Source organism: Alphaproteobacteria bacterium (genome assembly GCA_024244705.1).
In the GTDB taxonomy this organism is placed as follows: domain Bacteria; phylum Pseudomonadota; class Alphaproteobacteria; order JAAEOK01; family JAAEOK01; genus JAAEOK01.
Genome location: JAAEOK010000098.1, coordinates 34089 through 51196, shown reverse-complemented (window position 1 = coordinate 51196; position 17108 = coordinate 34089). Strand labels below are relative to the sequence as shown.

At 65.8% G+C, this 17108-nt stretch carries 15 protein-coding genes and 1 pseudogene; 11 read left to right on the top strand and 5 right to left on the bottom strand.

What is annotated here, in order from left to right:
* Positions 1-113 precede the first annotated feature (113 nt).
* The 4 genes from rpmI (at position 114) to GY791_18220 (ending at position 4243) form a co-directional block, all read left to right on the top strand.
* A complete protein-coding gene (gene rpmI / locus GY791_18235) occupies positions 114-311 on the top strand; it encodes a 50S ribosomal protein L35 (GenBank protein MCP4330367.1) in 198 nt (65 codons plus the stop codon).
* 11 nt (positions 312-322) lie between these two features.
* Positions 323-688, top strand: a complete 366-nt coding sequence (gene rplT / locus GY791_18230; protein MCP4330366.1) for a 50S ribosomal protein L20 — start codon at positions 323-325, stop codon at positions 686-688.
* A 79-nt stretch (positions 689-767) separates the two neighbouring features.
* Positions 768-1844, top strand: a complete 1077-nt coding sequence (pheS, locus tag GY791_18225; GenBank protein ID MCP4330365.1) for a phenylalanine--tRNA ligase subunit alpha — start codon at positions 768-770, stop codon at positions 1842-1844.
* A complete protein-coding gene (locus tag GY791_18220; GenBank protein MCP4330364.1) occupies positions 1841-4243 on the top strand; it encodes a phenylalanine--tRNA ligase subunit beta in 2403 nt (800 codons plus the stop codon). Before pheS ends, GY791_18220 begins: the two co-directional genes overlap by 4 nt.
* A gap of 10 nt (positions 4244-4253) precedes the next feature.
* Here the strand turns inward: GY791_18220 and GY791_18215 are convergent, their stop codons facing one another.
* Positions 4254-5147 (bottom strand): DMT family transporter, encoded by an 894-nt coding sequence (locus tag GY791_18215; protein MCP4330363.1) that lies wholly within the window; start codon positions 5145-5147, stop codon positions 4254-4256.
* Between the two features lie 194 nt (positions 5148-5341).
* On the opposite strand from GY791_18215, the gene GY791_18210 reads away from it, so the two are divergent.
* Positions 5342-5935 carry a helix-turn-helix domain-containing protein gene (locus GY791_18210; protein ID MCP4330362.1) on the top strand — a complete coding sequence of 198 codons (594 nt, stop codon included), beginning with the start codon at positions 5342-5344 and terminating at the stop codon, positions 5933-5935.
* Positions 5935-6891 (top strand): CPBP family intramembrane metalloprotease, encoded by a 957-nt coding sequence (locus GY791_18205; protein MCP4330361.1) that lies wholly within the window; start codon positions 5935-5937, stop codon positions 6889-6891. The genes GY791_18210 and GY791_18205 overlap by 1 nt, the downstream gene beginning before the upstream one ends.
* Here the strand turns inward: GY791_18205 and GY791_18200 are convergent.
* Complete coding sequence (locus GY791_18200) at positions 6888-7826, bottom strand: AEC family transporter (protein ID MCP4330360.1); 939 nt, start codon at positions 7824-7826, stop codon at positions 6888-6890. The genes GY791_18205 and GY791_18200 overlap by 4 nt on opposite strands.
* A 180-nt stretch (positions 7827-8006) precedes the next feature.
* Here GY791_18200 and GY791_18195 point away from each other — a divergent pair.
* The 4 genes and pseudogenes from GY791_18195 to GY791_18180 all read left to right on the top strand — a co-directional run bounded on the left by GY791_18195 (position 8007) and on the right by GY791_18180 (position 12963).
* Positions 8007-8829 (top strand): annotated as a pseudogene (locus tag GY791_18195) (formate transporter FocA).
* Between the two features lie 26 nt (positions 8830-8855).
* Complete coding sequence (gene budA, locus GY791_18190) at positions 8856-9635, top strand: acetolactate decarboxylase (GenBank protein ID MCP4330359.1); 780 nt, start codon at positions 8856-8858, stop codon at positions 9633-9635.
* An 84-nt stretch (positions 9636-9719) separates the two neighbouring features.
* A complete protein-coding gene (lepA, locus tag GY791_18185; GenBank protein MCP4330358.1) occupies positions 9720-11528 on the top strand; it encodes an elongation factor 4 in 1809 nt (602 codons plus the stop codon).
* Between the two features lies 1 nt (position 11529).
* Positions 11530-12963 (top strand): amidase, encoded by a 1434-nt coding sequence (locus GY791_18180; GenBank protein MCP4330357.1) that lies wholly within the window; start codon positions 11530-11532, stop codon positions 12961-12963.
* A 7-nt stretch (positions 12964-12970) separates the two neighbouring features.
* Here GY791_18180 and GY791_18175 read toward each other — a convergent pair whose 3' ends face one another.
* The 3 genes from GY791_18175 to betA all read right to left on the bottom strand — a co-directional run bounded on the left by GY791_18175 (position 12971) and on the right by betA (position 15811).
* On the bottom strand, positions 12971-13282 hold the full coding sequence (locus GY791_18175) for a hypothetical protein (GenBank protein MCP4330356.1): 312 nt from the start codon (positions 13280-13282) through the stop codon (positions 12971-12973).
* Between the two features lie 145 nt (positions 13283-13427).
* Positions 13428-14021, bottom strand: a complete 594-nt coding sequence (gene betI / locus GY791_18170) for a transcriptional regulator BetI (GenBank protein MCP4330355.1) — start codon at positions 14019-14021, stop codon at positions 13428-13430.
* A gap of 29 nt (positions 14022-14050) precedes the next feature.
* A complete protein-coding gene (gene betA / locus GY791_18165) occupies positions 14051-15811 on the bottom strand; it encodes a choline dehydrogenase (GenBank protein ID MCP4330354.1) in 1761 nt (586 codons plus the stop codon).
* 301 nt (positions 15812-16112) lie between these two features.
* Between betA and GY791_18160 the strand changes: the two genes are divergently transcribed.
* Entirely contained in the window at positions 16113-17048 is a 936-nt protein-coding gene (locus GY791_18160) for a choline ABC transporter substrate-binding protein (GenBank protein ID MCP4330353.1), read from the top strand.
* Positions 17049-17108: the final 60 nt, after the last annotated feature.

Here is a 17108-nt window from a genome sequence, read left to right as displayed (position 1 = left end):
CCGCCGTTATAAGGCGGCTCCGTTCGCCCGGCCGGTCCGGGCGGCATGGCGCGTCGTGGCCCAAAGGGCATGCCCGGCCGCCCCGGAACGACACTTCGAATCAGGAGATGAAAATGCCCAAAATGAAGACCAAGAGCAGTACCAAGGGGCGATTCTCCTTTACGGCTACGGGCAAGGTCCGGATGAACCCGGCGAAGAAGCGCCATTTCCTGCGCCGCCGGTCCCAGAAGATGAAGCGACAGCATCGCGGCTCCGAAATCATGGCCAATGACGCCGCGCGCATCGTCAAAAAATACATGCCCTACCGCTAAGGAAACGCACCATGGCACGTATCAAGAGGGGCGTGACCAAACACGCTCGCCACAAGAAGGTCATCAAGGCAGCCAAGGGCGCGCGGGGAAGGCAGAAGAATACCTTCCGCGCCGCCAACCAGCGGGTCGAGAAGAGCCTGCAATACGCCTATCGCGACCGCCGCACCCGTAAGCGCAACTTCCGCGCCCTGTGGATCCAGCGCATCAACGCGGGTGCGCGCGAGCACGGACTGACCTATTCCGAGTTCATGAACGGCGTCCACAAGGCCGGTATCGACCTCGACCGCAAGATCATGGCCGACCTCGCCGTGCGCGAGCCGGAGGCGTTCAAGGCCATCGTCGATCAGGCCCGAGCCGCCCTCGACTCCGCCGCCTAGAACACGCGGAGAGCTATCGACGGCAGCGGGGGCCGGCAATCGGCGGACCTCGCCGTCGTCGATTCCGTGGAAGGCAGGAATGGAAAACCCGGACGACATCAGGACCGAATTGCTGGCCGCGATTGAGGCCGCGGGCGACCTCAATGCGCTCGAGCGGGTGCGGGTTTCGGCGCTCGGAAAAAAGGGCCGGCTGACCGGCCTGATGAAGCAATTGGGCGGGCTCGATGCGGAGGCGCGCAAGCAATCGGGCCGCGCGCTCAACGAGCTCAAGGACGCGGTCGCCGCGGCCATCGAGGCGCGCCGCTCGGCGCTCGCCGACAGCGAACTCGACGCGCGGTTGGCCGGCGAGACGCTCGACGTCACCCTGCCGGCCCGGCCCGAACGGCAAGGTCACATCCATCCGATCAGCCAGACCATCGACGAGGTGACGGCGATCTTCGGCGAGATGGGGTTCACCATCGCCGAGGGCCCGGACATCGAAAGCGACTGGTACAACTTCACCGCGCTCAACATCCCGCCCGATCACCCGGCGCGCCAGATGCACGATACCTTCTATCTGCCGGAAAAAGACGACGGCAGCCAATTGGTGCTGCGGACCCATACCTCGCCGGTGCAGATCCGCGCCATGGAAAACGCCAAACCGCCGTTTCGCCTCCTCGTGCCGGGGCGCACCTATCGCTCCGATTCGGACATCACCCATACGCCGATGTTCCATCAGTTCGAGGGGCTGGTCGTCGACGAGACCACCCATATGGGTCACCTCAAGGGATGCTTGATCGAGTTCTGCCGCGCCTATTTCGAGGTCGCCGACGTGCCGGTCCGCTTCCGGCCGAGCCACTTTCCGTTCACCGAACCGTCGGCGGAGGTCGATATCGGCTGCATCCGCAAAGGCGGCGAATTGAGGATCGGCGCCGGTGACGACTGGCTCGAAATCCTCGGCTGCGGCATGGTTCATCCCCGGGTGCTGGAGAATTGCGGTGTCGATTCGACCCGCTATCAGGGCTTCGCCTTCGGCATGGGCTGCGAGCGCATCGCCATGCTCAAATACGGCATTCCGGATCTGCGCACCTTCTTCGACGCCGATTTGCGCTGGTTGCGCCATTACGGCTTCGTTCCTCTCGACGTGCCGTCGATGACCGGTGGGCTGTCGGCATGAAATTCACCCTGTCCTGGCTCAAGGATCATCTGGAGACCGAGGCCACGCGCGACGAGATCGCCGCGCGGTTGACCGCGCTCGGTCTCGAGGTCGAGGAAGTCGTCGATCAGGCGGCGGCGCTCGCGGCCTTCACCGTCGGCTATGTGATCTCGGCGGAAAAGCATCCCGATGCCGACCGCCTCCGCGTCTGCCTCGTCGACAGCGGTGGGGAACAGGTTCAGGTGATTTGCGGCGCGCCCAACGCGCGGACCGGCATGAAGGGTGTGTTCGCGCCTGCCGGTACGCATATTCCGGGCACCGGTGTCGATCTCAAGGCGGCCAAGATTCGCGGCGTCGAGTCCAATGGCATGCTGTGCTCGGAACGGGAAATGGGCGTCAGCGACGAGCACGAGGGTATCATCGAGCTCGATGACGATGCCCCGGTCGGCATGCCGTATGCCGAATTGATGGGGCTCGACGATCCGGTCTTCGATATCGCCATCACCCCCAACCGCCAGGATTGCCTGGGCGTCCGCGGCATCGCCCGCGACCTTGCCGCCGCCGGGGTGGGCACCCTCAAGCCGCTGCAGATCGAAACCGTGACCGGCACCTTCGACAGCCCGATCCAATGGCGCCGCGATCTTCCCGCCGAAGAAGGCCATGCCTGTCCGATGGTCGTTGGGCGCTTGTTCCGTGGCGTCACCAACGGACCGAGCCCCGACTGGGTACAGCAACGACTCCGCGCCGTCGGGCTGCGGCCGATCTCGGCGCTGGTCGATATCACCAACTACGTCACCATAGATTTTGGCCGCCCGCTCCATGTGTTCGACGCCGACAAGCTGGCCGGCGACCTGACGATGCGGTTCGCCAACGCCGGCGAATCGATCCTCGCTCTCGACGGGCGCGCCTATGACCTCGATCCGGAGATGACAATCATCGCCGACGCCAACGCGGTGCACGGCATCGGCGGCGTGATGGGCGGCGAGAATAGCGGCTGCACCGCCGAGACCAAGAACGTGTTCCTCGAGGTCGCCCTGTTCGACCGCGTGCGCACGGCGGCGACCGGCCGCAAGCTGCAGATCGAAAGCGACGCCCGCTATCGGTTCGAGCGCGGCGTCGATCCGGAATCGGTGCTGTGGGGGGCCGAGGTCGCTGCCCAATTGGTCGCCGAGTTCTGCGGCGGCGAGGCGAGCGCCCTGACCATCGCCGGCGAAATGCCGGACTGGAGCCACACGGTTCCGCTGCGCCTCGACCGGGTTAAGCATCTCTGTGGCGTCGACATCCCGGCGGCCGAACAGAAATCGATCCTCGAGCGCCTCGGCTTCACGCCGGAGGGCCAGGGCGCGACGGTCGAGGTGCGGGTGCCGTCGTGGCGCGTCGACGTCGACGCCGAGGCCGACTTGATCGAGGAAATAACCCGGGTCTATGGCTACGACCGCATTCCGGTGGTGCCGATGACCCTCGACACCGCCCTGCCGCCGGTCGCGGTGACCCCGGCCCAGCGCCGCACGCGCCAGGTCCGGCGGGCGATCGCCGCGCGCGGCTACGACGAGGCGGTGACGTGGTCGTTCTGCCGCGCCGACCACGCGGCGCTGTTCGGCGGCGGCAATCCCGATCTCACCCTGGTCAACCCGATCAGCGCCGATCTCGATGTCATGCGGCCGTCGATCCTGCCCAACCTGATCACCGCCGCCGCGCGCAATCACAACCACGGCGAAGGCGACGGCGCCTTGTTCGAGGTCGGCCCGCAATATTGCGACGACACCCCGGCCGGTCAGGATCTGGTCGCCGCCGGGGTGCGCGCCGGGCGCACGGGACCGCGCCACTGGTACGCCGCGCCGCGCGACGTCGATGTCTACGATGCCAAGGCCGACGCCATCGGTGCACTGACCGCCGCCGGCGCCCCGGTCGACAAACTCCAGGTCTCGACCGACGCCCCGTCCTGGTACCACCCCGGGCGTTCGGGCGGGCTGCGGCTCGGCCCCAACGTGCTGGCCTGGTTCGGCGAGGTCCATCCGCGCGTCCTGCGCGCGCTCGAGGCCAAGGCGCCGATGGCGGCGTTCGAGGTGTTCGTCGACAAGATACCGCGGCCGCGCGCCAAGGACGGCAAGAAGCGGCCGCTGCTGAAGGCGTCGCCCTATCCGGCGGTCGAGCGCGATTTCGCCTTCGTCGTCGATGAAGCGGTTCCGGCCGAAAAGCTGGTGCGGGCGGCGCTCGGCGCCGACAAGGACCTGATCGCCGGGGTCTCGGTGTTCGACGTCTATGGCGGCGGCGGCATCGGCGACGGCAAGAAATCGCTGGCCATCTCCGTCACCCTGCAATCGGCGGCGCGCACGCTCACCGAAGAAGATATCGACGCCACCTCGGACAGGATCGTCGCCAACGTTTCCAAGCAGACCGGCGGCGCGCTCAGGGACTAGTCGGACTTGCCTAAACCGAGTCCCGCCTCAGATTGAACCCCGCCTGAACGGCGACCGCGGCGACAACGACTGCGCCGGCGATCATCGTCGTCGGCGCCGGGACCTCGCCGACCCCGATCCACACCCAAAGCGGTGCCAAGGCGACCTCGATCAGCATGATGAGGGCGATTTGCGCCGCCGGCACGTCGCGGGCGGCGACCGTGATCAGGATGTATTGGAGGCCGATCTGCGCGCTGCCGAGAAGCAGCGACACGACCAGGTCGTGGGCGCCGATCGCCAAGTCGCCGACGAAGACGAGGCAGACCAGACCGGCGAAAACCCCGGACAGGCAGGTTGCCGGCATCATGTCGACGGCACGGCCGAAGCGAAGGGCGACGATCGCGCCGGCATAGCCGAGGCAGGCGACGAGCGCGGCCGCCGCGCCGTCGATCGTGGTCCCTTGGCGGCCGGTCCCCAGCATCAGGCCGATCGCGGCGAGCGCCACCACCATCGCCGCCGCCATGACGGCGGATATCCGCTCGCGCAGGACCAGCCAGCCGAGCAGGGCGGCGAACAGGGGCGCGCTGCTGAGGATGAAGACGGCCTCGGCGACGGAGGTCCACAGCAGGGAGAAGATGAAGGCGATGAACGCGCTGCCGAGGCTGATGGCGGCGATCACGCCGGGCCAGCCGACGGCGCGGAAGGCGTCCCCGGTGCGCGACCGGTGGCGCCACAGGATGACGATGAGGACGGTGCCGGCGAACGCCAATGACCGGTAAAACAGGACTTGCCAGCCGCTTGCCTCTTCGATTTGGCGGACCAGGATTCCCGACGAACTGGCGAATAGGGCGGCGAGGAGGACCGCGGTCAGGCTGCGGGCATGGCGCCGATCGATTTCCCGCGCGTTGTGGCATCCGTCGGTCATACCGCCGATCCATTCACCGAGTATAATCCCGAAATTCTCTTATAATAGAATATTCTTGAAAAGTAATACACGGTTGAGAATTTTGTGTCAATATTGCCGATATGGTATGGGACATGGCGACGAATCGGGCGCCGGCGTCCCGCCCAAGGACCCGGGAATCGAACCGCACGATGAGCCCACAAACCCCGTTTGACATGCGACCTCCGGCGGTGGGCGGACCTGCGGCCGATCGTCCCCGCCAGGCGCTCGGCGACCGCGTGCGGGCGCTGCGCAACGGCCGCGGCTGGACGCTCGATCAGGCGGCGGCCCATACCGGCCTGTCGCGGTCGTCGCTGTCCAAGATCGAAAAGGGTCAGATGTCGCCGACCTACGATGCGATGCTCAAACTGGCGCGCGGCTTCGGACGCGATATCACCGAGTTGGTCGCCGCAGGCCCGGGCCCCGGCGCCACCGGCCGGCGCAGCATTACCCGTGCCGGAGAGGGCGAGCCCTATGCCTCGCCGACCTGCCGCCACCGGTTGCTGGCGGCGGACCTGTCGCACAAGACGTTGCTGCCGTTCCATACCGTCGTCACCGCGCGCGCACTCGAGGACTATCCCGATTGGGACCGTCACGACAGCGATGATTTTCTTTACGTCCTGACGGGGTCGCTCATCGTCTATACGGAACTCTACGAGCCGGCCGAGCTCCACGCCGGCGACAGTATCTACATGGACGGACGCATGGGTCATGCCTGCGTCTCGACCGGCGAGACCGATGCGGTCGCGCTGTGGATCAGCGTGCCGTAATGCCGTTCCGCGCCGCCAATCCGGATTCACCGGAGCCCGTCCCGCCGCCGCCCAAACCGCTCTCCGCCGACCTGCCCTTCGTCGAGCTCGCCCAGGTCGGCGACAACGCCTGGTGGCGCTACCTGTTGTCGGTGTTCGTCATCATCGTCGTCGCCGCCGTATTACAGATTATCGTCGGCATCATCGCCTTTTATCTGGGCTTGCCGTTGGGGCAGATGATGGGTGAGGAAGGTGGCAGCCCGGAAGAGCCGAACCTCCTCGCCTTTATCTTCATCATGCTATCGGTGGCGGCAATGTTGCCGGCGACGCTGGTTGCGGTGCGAGCCTTCCATCACCGACCGGTGCACACGCTGTTCACCGCCCGCGCCCGCTTCGACTGGGGCCGTTGCCTGACCGGCGCCGGCGTCGTCCTGGTCACGGTCGCCGTGGCGACCGTGACCATATCCGCGGTTTGGCCGGGGGTGATCGAATACACCCTCGATGCCTCCGCGTTCCTGCTCTTCCTGCCCTTCGTCCTGGCCTTGGTCCCGGTTCAAGTGCTCGCCGAGGAGGTCCTGTTCCGCGGCTATGTCCTGCAGGGCGTCGCCCGGCTGACCCGGCTGTGGGCGGTCCGGCTCATCGTGCCCGCCGCCCTGTTCACGGTCGCTCATTTCGCCAATCAGGAGTTCCGCAGTGGCGGCTGGTGGGCGGCCGCCGACTATGCCGTGATATCGCTCTATCTCGGCTACCTGGCGCTGCGCGGCAACGGCCTCGAAGACGCCACCGGTTTCCATCTCGGCCTCAACGCGTCGTTCTTCCTGATCGTCGGCTATGGTGTCTCCGACCTGCGAACGCCGTCGCTGTTTTTCATTCCGGGCTACGATTTCCGGCTCGGATTGCTGGCCTCGCTCGCGATCTGCGCGATCCACTACGCGCTCGTCATCCGACGCCGGCGGGGCGCTTCGGACGGAGCCTAATTTCCGATCAGGATCGCGAGCAAGGCGGCGACGGTCAGCCAGGCGATCGCGGTCGACAGCAGGACCCCGGCCGCGGCCCGCGCGACATAGGTTTCGTAGGTGTTCGCGAAGACGAACACATTGACCCCGATCGGCGTCGCCGCGATGACTGTCGCGACCGCCGCCCACGCCGGCTCGACGGCGAACAGATAGGTCGCGCCGAGCCACACCAGCGCCGGCAGGCAGACCAGCTTCAACACCATGGCCACCGACACCTCGCGCAGATCGCCACCGATCTTGTAGGCGGTGAGCGCCGCGCCGACCGTGAACAGCGCGGTTGGCGGCCCGGCTCGGCCGAGCAACTCGAGAAAGCGGTCGACCGGATCCGGCAGGATCAACCCCAGCGAGTCGAAAACGACGCCCAAAACCATCGCGACCACGATCGGGTTGCGCACCAAGGCCGACAGGGTGGATCGGATGACCTGATGCCAGCGTCCGCCGCGACTGCGGTGGGACTCGATGACGATCGTCGGCAGGCCGATCAGAACCAGCGAATGAAAGCCGATGATCAACATCGTCGGCAGCAGCGCCGCGTCGCCGAAAGCGGCGAGCGCGAGGGGAATGCCGAGTAGAATCGAATTGGAGAATGTGGCGCTCATGCCGAGCATGGCCTGCTCTTCGACGCTGTTGCGAAACACGTAGCGGCCGATCAAGACACCGCCGCCAAAGACGACCAGACAGGAACCGAAATAGGCGAAGACGATGCTGAAATCGACGCCCTCCGGCCGCGCCAAGGTCGCCAACGACCGGAACAGCAGGGCGGGCATGGCGATATAGAAGACGAAGTTCGTCAGCCCCTTGATTCCGTCGATGCTCAGCAGCCTGGTACGGCCGACGAGATAGCCGCAGAGGATGAGGCCGAAAACCGGGAGGACGATGGCGAGCGTTGTGTGCATCGGGGACGGGTGCTCCAGTGATCGGCCATCTTGGCCGGATGACGACAGCGCCGCAAATCGAAACCATGAGCCTCATCGGCAGGGCGGGTTGCCCGGCGTGCCCATGGTCGCTAGCCTGCCGCCATGACCGACGACGGCAACGCCCGCCCGCTTGTGATCGACGCCCTGCTGCCGCCGGAGATGGCGCTCAAGGCCGAACGGGTCGGCGCCGACAAAGCGCGGCGCGACGCCCTGACGTTGTTCGCCTTGGCGGTCCTCGCCGGTGCGTTCATCGCCTTCGGGGCGATCTTCGCGACCACGGTCGTGGCCGGCGGCGGATTGCCGTTCGGCGTCGCTCGCCTGCTCGCCGGCCTCGTCTTTTCCCTCGGGCTCATTCTGGTCGTGATCGGCGGCGCCGAGCTGTTCACCGGCGACAACCTGATGGTCATGGCCTGGGCGGGGCGGCGGATCTCGAGCCGGGAACTTTTGCGCGCCTGGGCTATCGTCTATGCCAGGCAACCTGGTCGGCGCCCTCGGCACGGCGGCCCTGGTGTTCCTCTCCGGCCAGTACCGCTTCGGCGATGGCGCGGTGGCGGTGGCGGCTCTCGGCATCGCCGAGGCCAAAGTCGAGCTCGGCTTCGTCGAGGCGTTCTTCCTCGGCGTGCTGTGCAATGTTCTCGTCTGTCTGGCAGTGTGGATGAGCTTCAGCGCGCACACGGTGGTCGGCAAGGTCGTGGTCATCGTGCCGCCGATCGCCGCCTTCGTTGCCGCCGGCTTCGAGCATTCGGTCGCCAACATGTACTTCCTGCCAGTGGCGACGATGATTCTCGACCACGCGCCGGCCGATTTCCTGATTTCGATCGGCGCCGGCGATTCCGCCTATCCGTTCGTCGGCGCCCCGTTCACCATTCTCAACCTGATACCGGTGACCCTCGGCAATATCGTCGGCGGCGCGGTCCTGGTCGGCCTCGTCTACTGGTTCGTCTACTTGCGTAAGCGCGATCACGATGCGGCAGAGCGCTGATATGATTTTTCGAAAGGACGCATGAATTGCTCAAGCTCCGACTCTTGGTCTTCGCCTTGGTGGTGGTTGGTAGCGCCGGGGCGCAGGCCGATGAATCCGCACGTCTGTTCCAGTATTCGACGATCAATGCCCTGCTGCATGGCCTCTACGAGGGCGACTTGACGATCGGCGAACTGGCGCGCCACGGAGATTTCGGGCTCGGCACCCTGAACCGGATCGACGGCGAGTTGGTTGCCGCCGACGGCGATTTCTATCAGGTACGGACCGACGGCCGCGCTTATCCGTTGGCGCCGGAGGCGAAGACCCCGTTCGCGGTCGTCACGCGGTTCACCGCCGACCGCACGCTGCCGGTCGAGGGCGGTCGCGACCTGGCGGCGTTCAAGGCCCGTCTCGACGGGCTGTTGCAAGCGCCGAACTATTTCACCGCGATTCGCGTCGACGGCCGCTTTGCGCACCTCGTGGTACGCAGCGTGCCGAAGCAGACGCCACCGTTTCGGCCGCTCGCCGAAATCATCGGCAAGCAGGTGAAATTCGAGCTCACGGACGTCACCGGCACGCTCGTCGGCATTCGCACGCCGGACTACATGGCCGGCCTCAACGTGCCCGGTTACCACTTCCATTTCCTGACCGCTGACCGCGCCCGCGGCGGCCACGTCCTCGCCCTGACGACCGGGTCGGGGACGGTCGCCATCGACGAAATCGCCGTCTTCGAGATGCAGCTGCCGCGAAGCGCGGAGTTCGCCAAGATCGACCTGAGCGGCGCGCGCGCGGACGAGATCGACAAGGTGGAAAAGGTCAAGGACTGATCCCGGCCGGCGCCGGTCAACGGTGGCGTTGCGCGGGATGCGTTCGGGCCCTATGTTCCGCCGGTCCCGCCACCGCACCGCGCCATGACCGACATCTCGCATATCCGCAATTTCGCGATCATCGCCCATATCGACCACGGCAAGTCGACCCTGGCCGACCGCCTGATCCAGGTCTGCGGCGGGCTGACCAACCGCGAGATGCGGGAGCAGGTGCTCGACACCATGGAGCTCGAGCGCGAGCGCGGCATCACCATCAAGGCCCAAACCGTGCGCCTGACCTACACCGCGCGCGACGGCGACACCTATCAGCTCAACCTCATGGACACGCCGGGCCATGTCGATTTCGCCTACGAGGTCAGCCGCTCGCTGGCCGCCTGCGAGGGCTCGCTGCTGATCGTCGATGCCAGCCAGGGGGTCGAAGCCCAGACCCTGGCCAACGTCTACGCCGCCATCGAGCAGAACCACGAGATCATCCCGGTGCTCAACAAGATCGATCTGCCGGCCGCCGAGCCGGACCGGGTACGACAGCAGATCGAGGACGTGATCGGGCTCGACGCGTCGAACGCCATCGAAATCTCGGCCAAGACCGGACGCGGCGTGGAGGACGTGCTCGAGGCCCTGGTCGACCGCCTGCCGCCGCCGGTGAGCGAGGGCGGCGCCGCCAATCCGCTCAAGGCGTTGCTGGTCGACAGCTGGTACGACCCCTATCTCGGCGTCATCATCCTGGTCCGCATTCACGATGGTGTTCTGCGACGGGGCATGAAGATCAGGATGATGCAGACCGGCGCCGAGCACGAAGTCGAGCAGGTCGGCGTGTTCACGCCCAAGCGCACGACGCTGCCCCATCTCGGCCCCGGCGAGATCGGCTTCATCACCGCCGGCATCAAGACCGTCGCCGACACCGAAGTCGGCGACACCATCACCGAGGCGCGGCGCCAAGCAGCGACGGCGCTGCCCGGCTTCCGACCCAGCGTGCCGGTGGTGTTCTGCGGGCTGTTCCCGATCGACACCGGCGAGTTCGAGGATTTGCGCGACAGCTTGGCCAAGCTGCGGCTCAACGATTCGAGCTTCCACTACGAGCCCGAAACCAGCGCCGCCCTCGGTTTCGGTTTCCGCTGCGGATTTCTCGGCCTGCTCCATCTCGAGATCGTGCAGGAGCGGCTGGCGCGCGAATTCGACCTCGACCTCATCACCACGGCGCCCAGCGTCATCTACCGCATCCACCTCACCAGCGGCGGCTGCCTCGAGCTGCACAATCCCGCCGACATGCCCGACCCGGTCAAGATCGACCACATCGAAGAGCCGTGGATCCGGGCCACGATCCTGGTCCCGGACGACTATCTCGGCGCCGTGCTGGCGCTGTGCGAGGAACGGCGCGGCAAGCAGATCGACCTGACCTATGCCGGCAGCCGGGCGATGGTCGTCTACCGGCTGCCGCTCAACGAGGTGGTCTACGACTTCTATGACCGGCTCAAATCGGTTAGCCGCGGCTATGCCAGCTTCGACTATCAGATGGACGACTACCGCGAGGGCGACCTGGTCAAGATGAGCATCCTGATCAATGGCGATCCGGTCGATGCGTTGGCAATGATCGTGCCCCGAATCCACGCCGAATCGCGCGGCCGGACTTTGTGCAAGCGGCTCCGCGACCTGATCCCGCGACAGCTGTTCAAGGTCGCCATCCAGGCCGCCATCGGCGGCAAGGTGATCGCCCGCGAAACGGTGTCGGCGCTGCGCAAGGACGTGACCGCGAAATGCTATGGCGGCGACGTGACGCGGAAACGCAAGCTCCTCGAAAAGCAGAAGGCGGGGAAGAAGAAGATGCGCCAGATCGGCAAGGTCGAGATTCCACAGAGCGCCTTTATCGCCGCGCTCAAATCGGACGAGGGATGAGATGAGCGACGGATTCACGGCATACGGGGAATACGACGCGGTCGGCCTGGCCGCTTTGATTGCGAGCGGCAAGGTCACGGCCGACGAGGTGCTGGCGGCGGCGCTGTCCCGCATCGCCGCGCTCAACCCGCGGCTCAATGCCGTCGTCCACGTGGCCGAGGACGCGGCGCGCCAAGCCCTGGCCGATGGGGTTCCGGCGGGACCGTTGGCCGGCGTGCCCTATCTGATCAAGGACTTGTTCTTGCTCTGCGACGGTCAGCCGACCTGGTCGGGGTGCCGTCTTTTCGATGGCTTCGTCGCCGACCATGACGCCACCCTGGTCGAACGCTTGCGGGCCGCCGGACTGGTCCTGATCGGCAAGGCCAACAGTGCCGAGTTCGGCCTCAACGCGACGACCGAACCGGTGCTGTTCGGGGCCACGCGCAATCCCTGGAACGAGGAGCGCAGCGCTGGCGGCTCGAGCGGCGGCTCGGCGGCCGCGGTCAGTGCCGGCATCGTCCCCGCCGCCCACGCCACCGACGGCGGCGGCTCGATCCGCATCCCCGCCTCGTGTTGCGGGCTGTTCGGACTCAAGCCGTCACGCGGGCGCAACCCGTACGGACCCGATGTCGGCGAGGGGTTGGCCGGATTGAGCATGGCCCACGCGGTGACCCACAGCGTTCGCGACAGCGCCGCCTTGCTCGACGCGACCCATGGCCCGGCGCCCGGCGATCCCTATGCCGCGCCGCCGCCGGCCCGGCCGTTTAGCGACGAGGTCGGCGCCGATCCGGGGCGGCTCAGGATCGCGCTGTCGACCGTCTCGCCGATCGGTACGCCGGTCGCCGCGGCTTGCGTCGCGGCGGCGCGGGATGCAGCCAAGCTGTGCACGGATCTCGGCCACATCGTCGAAGAGGCGACGCCCGCAATCGACGGCGAAAGCCTCGTCGACGGCTGGCGCGTGGTGGCGGGAACCAATGCCCGCAACGTTGTCGACGGCCGCCTTGCCGCGCTCGGTCGGGCGCAGCGCGCCGACGACGTCGAGCCGATCACCGCGCTCTGGATCGAGGAGGCGAAGGGCCGGTCGAGCACCGATTACCTACGCGCGATCGCCGACCTGCATCGCATCGGCCGCCGCCTCGGCGCCTTCTTCGAGGACTATGATTTGCTGCTGACGCCGACCCTGGGCGGACCGCCGCCGCCGCTCGGCACCCTCGACATGCAGGGCGACGATCTCGACCTTTACGTCGAGAAATTGTTTACCTTCATTCCGTTCACCGCGCAGTTCAACGCCAGCGGCGGCCCGGCGATGAGCGTCCCGCTCGCATGGACCGATGACGGCCTGCCGGTCGGGGTCCATTTCGGTGCCCGGCTCGGCGACGAGGCGACCTTGTTCCGTCTCGCCGCACAGCTCGAGGCGGCGCGGCCGTGGCGCGACCGTCGCCCGGCGCTCGATTAGGAAGGATTTATTTGCGGTGGACGCGTTTCCGCCGCCGCCGGCATAGCAATAAGAGCACGATCCCCGGCACGCCGAAAACCGCCCATCCCGGCCACAGCAGAACGGTCTGAATGCCGGGCTCCCAGATTGCCGGATGCAGGTAGCGCTGCACGCCGGCTTGCAGGTTGGGCAGGAAGCTGGGCGCATAGTCGAAGATGATCTGGCCAAGCACGGCGATGTGATACTGACCGGTCTCGTTCCAGGCCACGACCTCGTAGCCGAGGCAGAACAAGGCCGCGAGCAGGAACACCCAGGCGATTAGTTTGCAGATCACTCTCATCGGGAGAGGCCCCGTAACGATTTCACCGACGGCGACGAGCCCGGCACAGTGATGACATGCCCGGGAGCCCGCAAGAGGCTTTCTATGTGGGCGATTGTGCCACCTTGTCCAGGGCCAATCCTGTAAAGTCGCGGAACCGTGACATTCAGGTGATCGCGCCCTGCCGATCGATCAGCCGAGAGAACGTGTCGCGGGCCATGGCCCCGGCCTCGTCGGGCGACATCCCGCCCGGCGTCTGCGCACTCTGCACCCAGATGCCGTCCATCATCACTTGGACCAAGGTCGTCACGCGCTCGGCCTCGTCGGACGGCAGAATGTGCTTCATCGGCTGCAGCAAATTGCTGCGCACGCGCCCGGCGTTGATCGTGAGCAGCCGGCCGAGCGCTTCGCTATGCGGCGCTTCGGCCCAGAAATGCAGCCAGGCGGAGACGTTTTGCGGCGTGAACAGGACGGGGTCGAAATTGCTGTCGATCAGTGCCTCGACCCGTTGGCGCGGCGTTCGCGCGGCCGCCATGCGCTGGATGCCGACCACCCGCAATGTACGCAGGAGCCACCGCATGGTGGCCTCGAGCAGCTCGTTCTTGCCGCCGAAGTAATAATGGATATTGCCGGCGGAGAGACCGGCCTCGCGGGCGATCTGGCCGACCGTCAGGTCGGTGTAGCCGTGCTTGTAGATGGCCGCGATGGCGGCGTCGATGAATTGCTGTCTGCGGATGTCCTGAATTCCGACTTTGGGCAATGTTGCCAATCCTCCCCTGTGGGCAGTTTTCAGCCGGCCTCGGCCAGATCCGTCGCGGCGCGCTGGGGCGCCACCTCGCGCTGCCGGTTCTGCCACTCCGGCGCCAGGTAGAACGGCGCTTCGGACCGCGGCAGCAAGGCCTGACCGCGGATATGGTCGGCGGCCTTTTCGGCCAGCATGGTGGTCGGCGCGTTGAGGTTGCCGTTGGTGATCTGGGGCATGATCGAGGCGTCGACGACGCGAAGCGCCTCGATGCCGTGGACCCGGCATTCGGGGTCGACGACCGCCGTCCGGTCGACACCCATCTTGCAGGTTCCGCATGGGTGGTAGGCGCTTTCGACGTTGGCCCGGAGGAAAGCGTCGATCTGCTCGTCGCTCTCGACCCCGGCCCCGGGCGCTAGTTCACGCCCGCGAAACGAGTCGAAGGCGGGCTGGGCGAAGATCTCGCGCGTCAGTCGCACACCGTCGCGAAAGACCACCCAGTCGTCCTCCGCCGACATGTAGTTGAAAAAAATGCTTGGCTTGTCGCGCGGCGCGGCCGAGGCGAGCCGCACCCAGCCGCGACTCTTCGGCAGTTGCGGCCCGACATGGGCCTGATAGCCGTGGCATTTCGGCATCGTCGTCCCGTCGTAGGAGATCGCGATCGGCAGGAAATGATACTGCAGATCGGGCCAGGGCTCGCCGGCGCGGCTGCGGATGAAGCCGCCGACTTCGAAATGGTTGGTGCCGCCGAGGCCTTCCTTGGTCAGCACCCATTGTACGCCGATCTTCAACTTGCCGAGGGGGTTCATCGCGCTGTACAGCGAGACCGGCTGGGTGCATTCCTGCTGCATATAGACCTCGAGATGGTCCATCAGGTTCTCGCCGACCCCCGGCAGGTCGACACGGACGTCGATGCCGAGCGCGCGCAGTTGCTCGGCGGGGCCGATCCCCGACAGCATCAAGAGCTGCGGCGAGTTGATGGCGCCGCCGCAAAGAATGACCTCGCGTCGGGCGCGCGCCTCGCGGCGCTCACTGCCGACGGTATAGCTCAGCCCGTCGGCGCGGTTGCCCGCGATGTCGATGCGCTCGGCGAAGGCATTGAGGGCGATCTTGAGATTGGGCCGCGAAGCGATCGGCTTGATATAGGCGTTGGCCGTGCTCCACCGGCGGCCGCGATGGATCGTCATGTCCATCGCGCCGAAGCCTTCCTGGCGATAGCCGTTCATGTCCTCGGTCCGACCATAGCCGGCCTCCGCGCCGGCCGCGACGAAGGCCTCGTAAAGCGGGTTGACGCGCCGGCCGCGCATCGTATGGAGCGGCCCATCCGCGCCCCGGTAATCGTCGCCACCTTCGGCAAAGGTCTCGGCGCGGCGGAAATAGGGCAGGACGTCGGCATAGGACCAGCACTTGGCGCCGAGCTTCTCCCAGTTTTCGAAATCCATCGCATTGCCGCGGACGTAGATCATGCCGTTGATCGACGACGACCCGCCCAGCACTTTGCCGCGCGGGCAGTGCATGCGGCGATTGTCGAGGTGGGGCTCTGGTTCGGTTTCATAGAACCAGTTGAATTTTTCCATATTCATGGGAATCGACAGCGCCGTCGGCATCTGGACATAGATGCTGCGGTCCTGTCCGCCGGCCTCGACCAGCAGGACATGGACCGACGGGTCCTCGGTGAGGCGGTTGGCGAGGATGCAGCCGGCGGAGCCGGCGCCGACGATGATGTAATCGAACTCTTCCACGGTGACCTCGGTTTCGTAAACATTTCGTGTCTGCGGCGCGGGGTCGGCTCGCCGGTGCGATCGCATTCACGGCGGCGCGGCCTTCGGTGACAGTGATTGTACTATGTTTAATTGCTCAAACAAACAATATTTATATTGCACGACCAATTAAATTACGCTAGCCTGGAATTTCGTTGCAAAGTCGGGGCTGATTTGGCGCTTCCGACCTTGTGCAGGGTCAAGGTATGTCCTTGAGGGGGTTGCCCCGATTGGATTTACTTAATTGATGTGTGGGGGCGATGATCGCATTAATACAATCGTGCCCCTCGGTCGTGACCGCACGGGCAAACATTACGGAAAGGGAGGTTTGAACATGGTCAGTATCGGAATGAGACGGTCGGTGCTCGCCGCCGCGACACTATTGGCATTTACCGGCAACGCGTGGGCCGGCGATTCGGAGGCTTGCAAGACGGTCCGGTTTTCGGACGTCGGCTGGACCGACATCACGTCGACCACGGCGGCATCGTCGGTCGTGCTCGAGGCGTTGGGCTACCAACCGGAGACCGAGTTGCTCTCCGTCCCGGTGACCTATGCCAGCCTCAAGAACAAGGATATCGATGTATTCCTCGGCAACTGGATGCCGACCATGGAAGGCGACATCGCCAAATATCGCGATGACGGCTCGGTCGAAATCACCGGTGTCAATCTCGAAGGGGCGAAGTATACCCTGGCGGTGCCGAAGCACGTCGCCGACGGCGGTGTTAAGGATTTTGCCGACATCGCCAAGTTCAAGGATCAACTCGACGGCAAGATCTACGGCATCGAGCCGGGCAACGACGGCAATCGTCTGATCCTCGACATGATCGAAAACGACGCTTTCGGGCTGAAGGGTTTCGAACTCGTCGAATCGTCTGAGCAGGGCATGCTGGCGCAGGTCAAGCGCGCGGTGCGGCGCGACAATTGGGTGGTCTTCCTCGGCTGGGAGCCCCATCCGATGAACGCCAATTTCGAGATGGTCTACCTGTCCGGCGGCGATGACCACTTCGGCCCCAATTATGGCGGCGCCACGGTCTATACCAACGTGCGCAAGGGATATGTCGCCGACTGTCCGAACGTCGGCAAGTTCGTCAGCAATTTGGTGTTCTCGCTGGCCATGGAGAACGAAATCATGGCCGGCATCCTCGACGAGGGCGAGGAGCCCGCGGACGCCGCCACCAAGTGGCTGAAGGCGAACCCACAGGTGGTCGACGGGTGGCTCGCCGGTGTCACGACCTATGACGGCGGCGACGCCAAGGCCGCGGTCATGGCCAAGCTCGGTCAGTAGAAAAAGCGACGGGACGGCGGTCCGGGATGGGCCCGGCCGCCGTCGCCTTGAGCCGGGCTA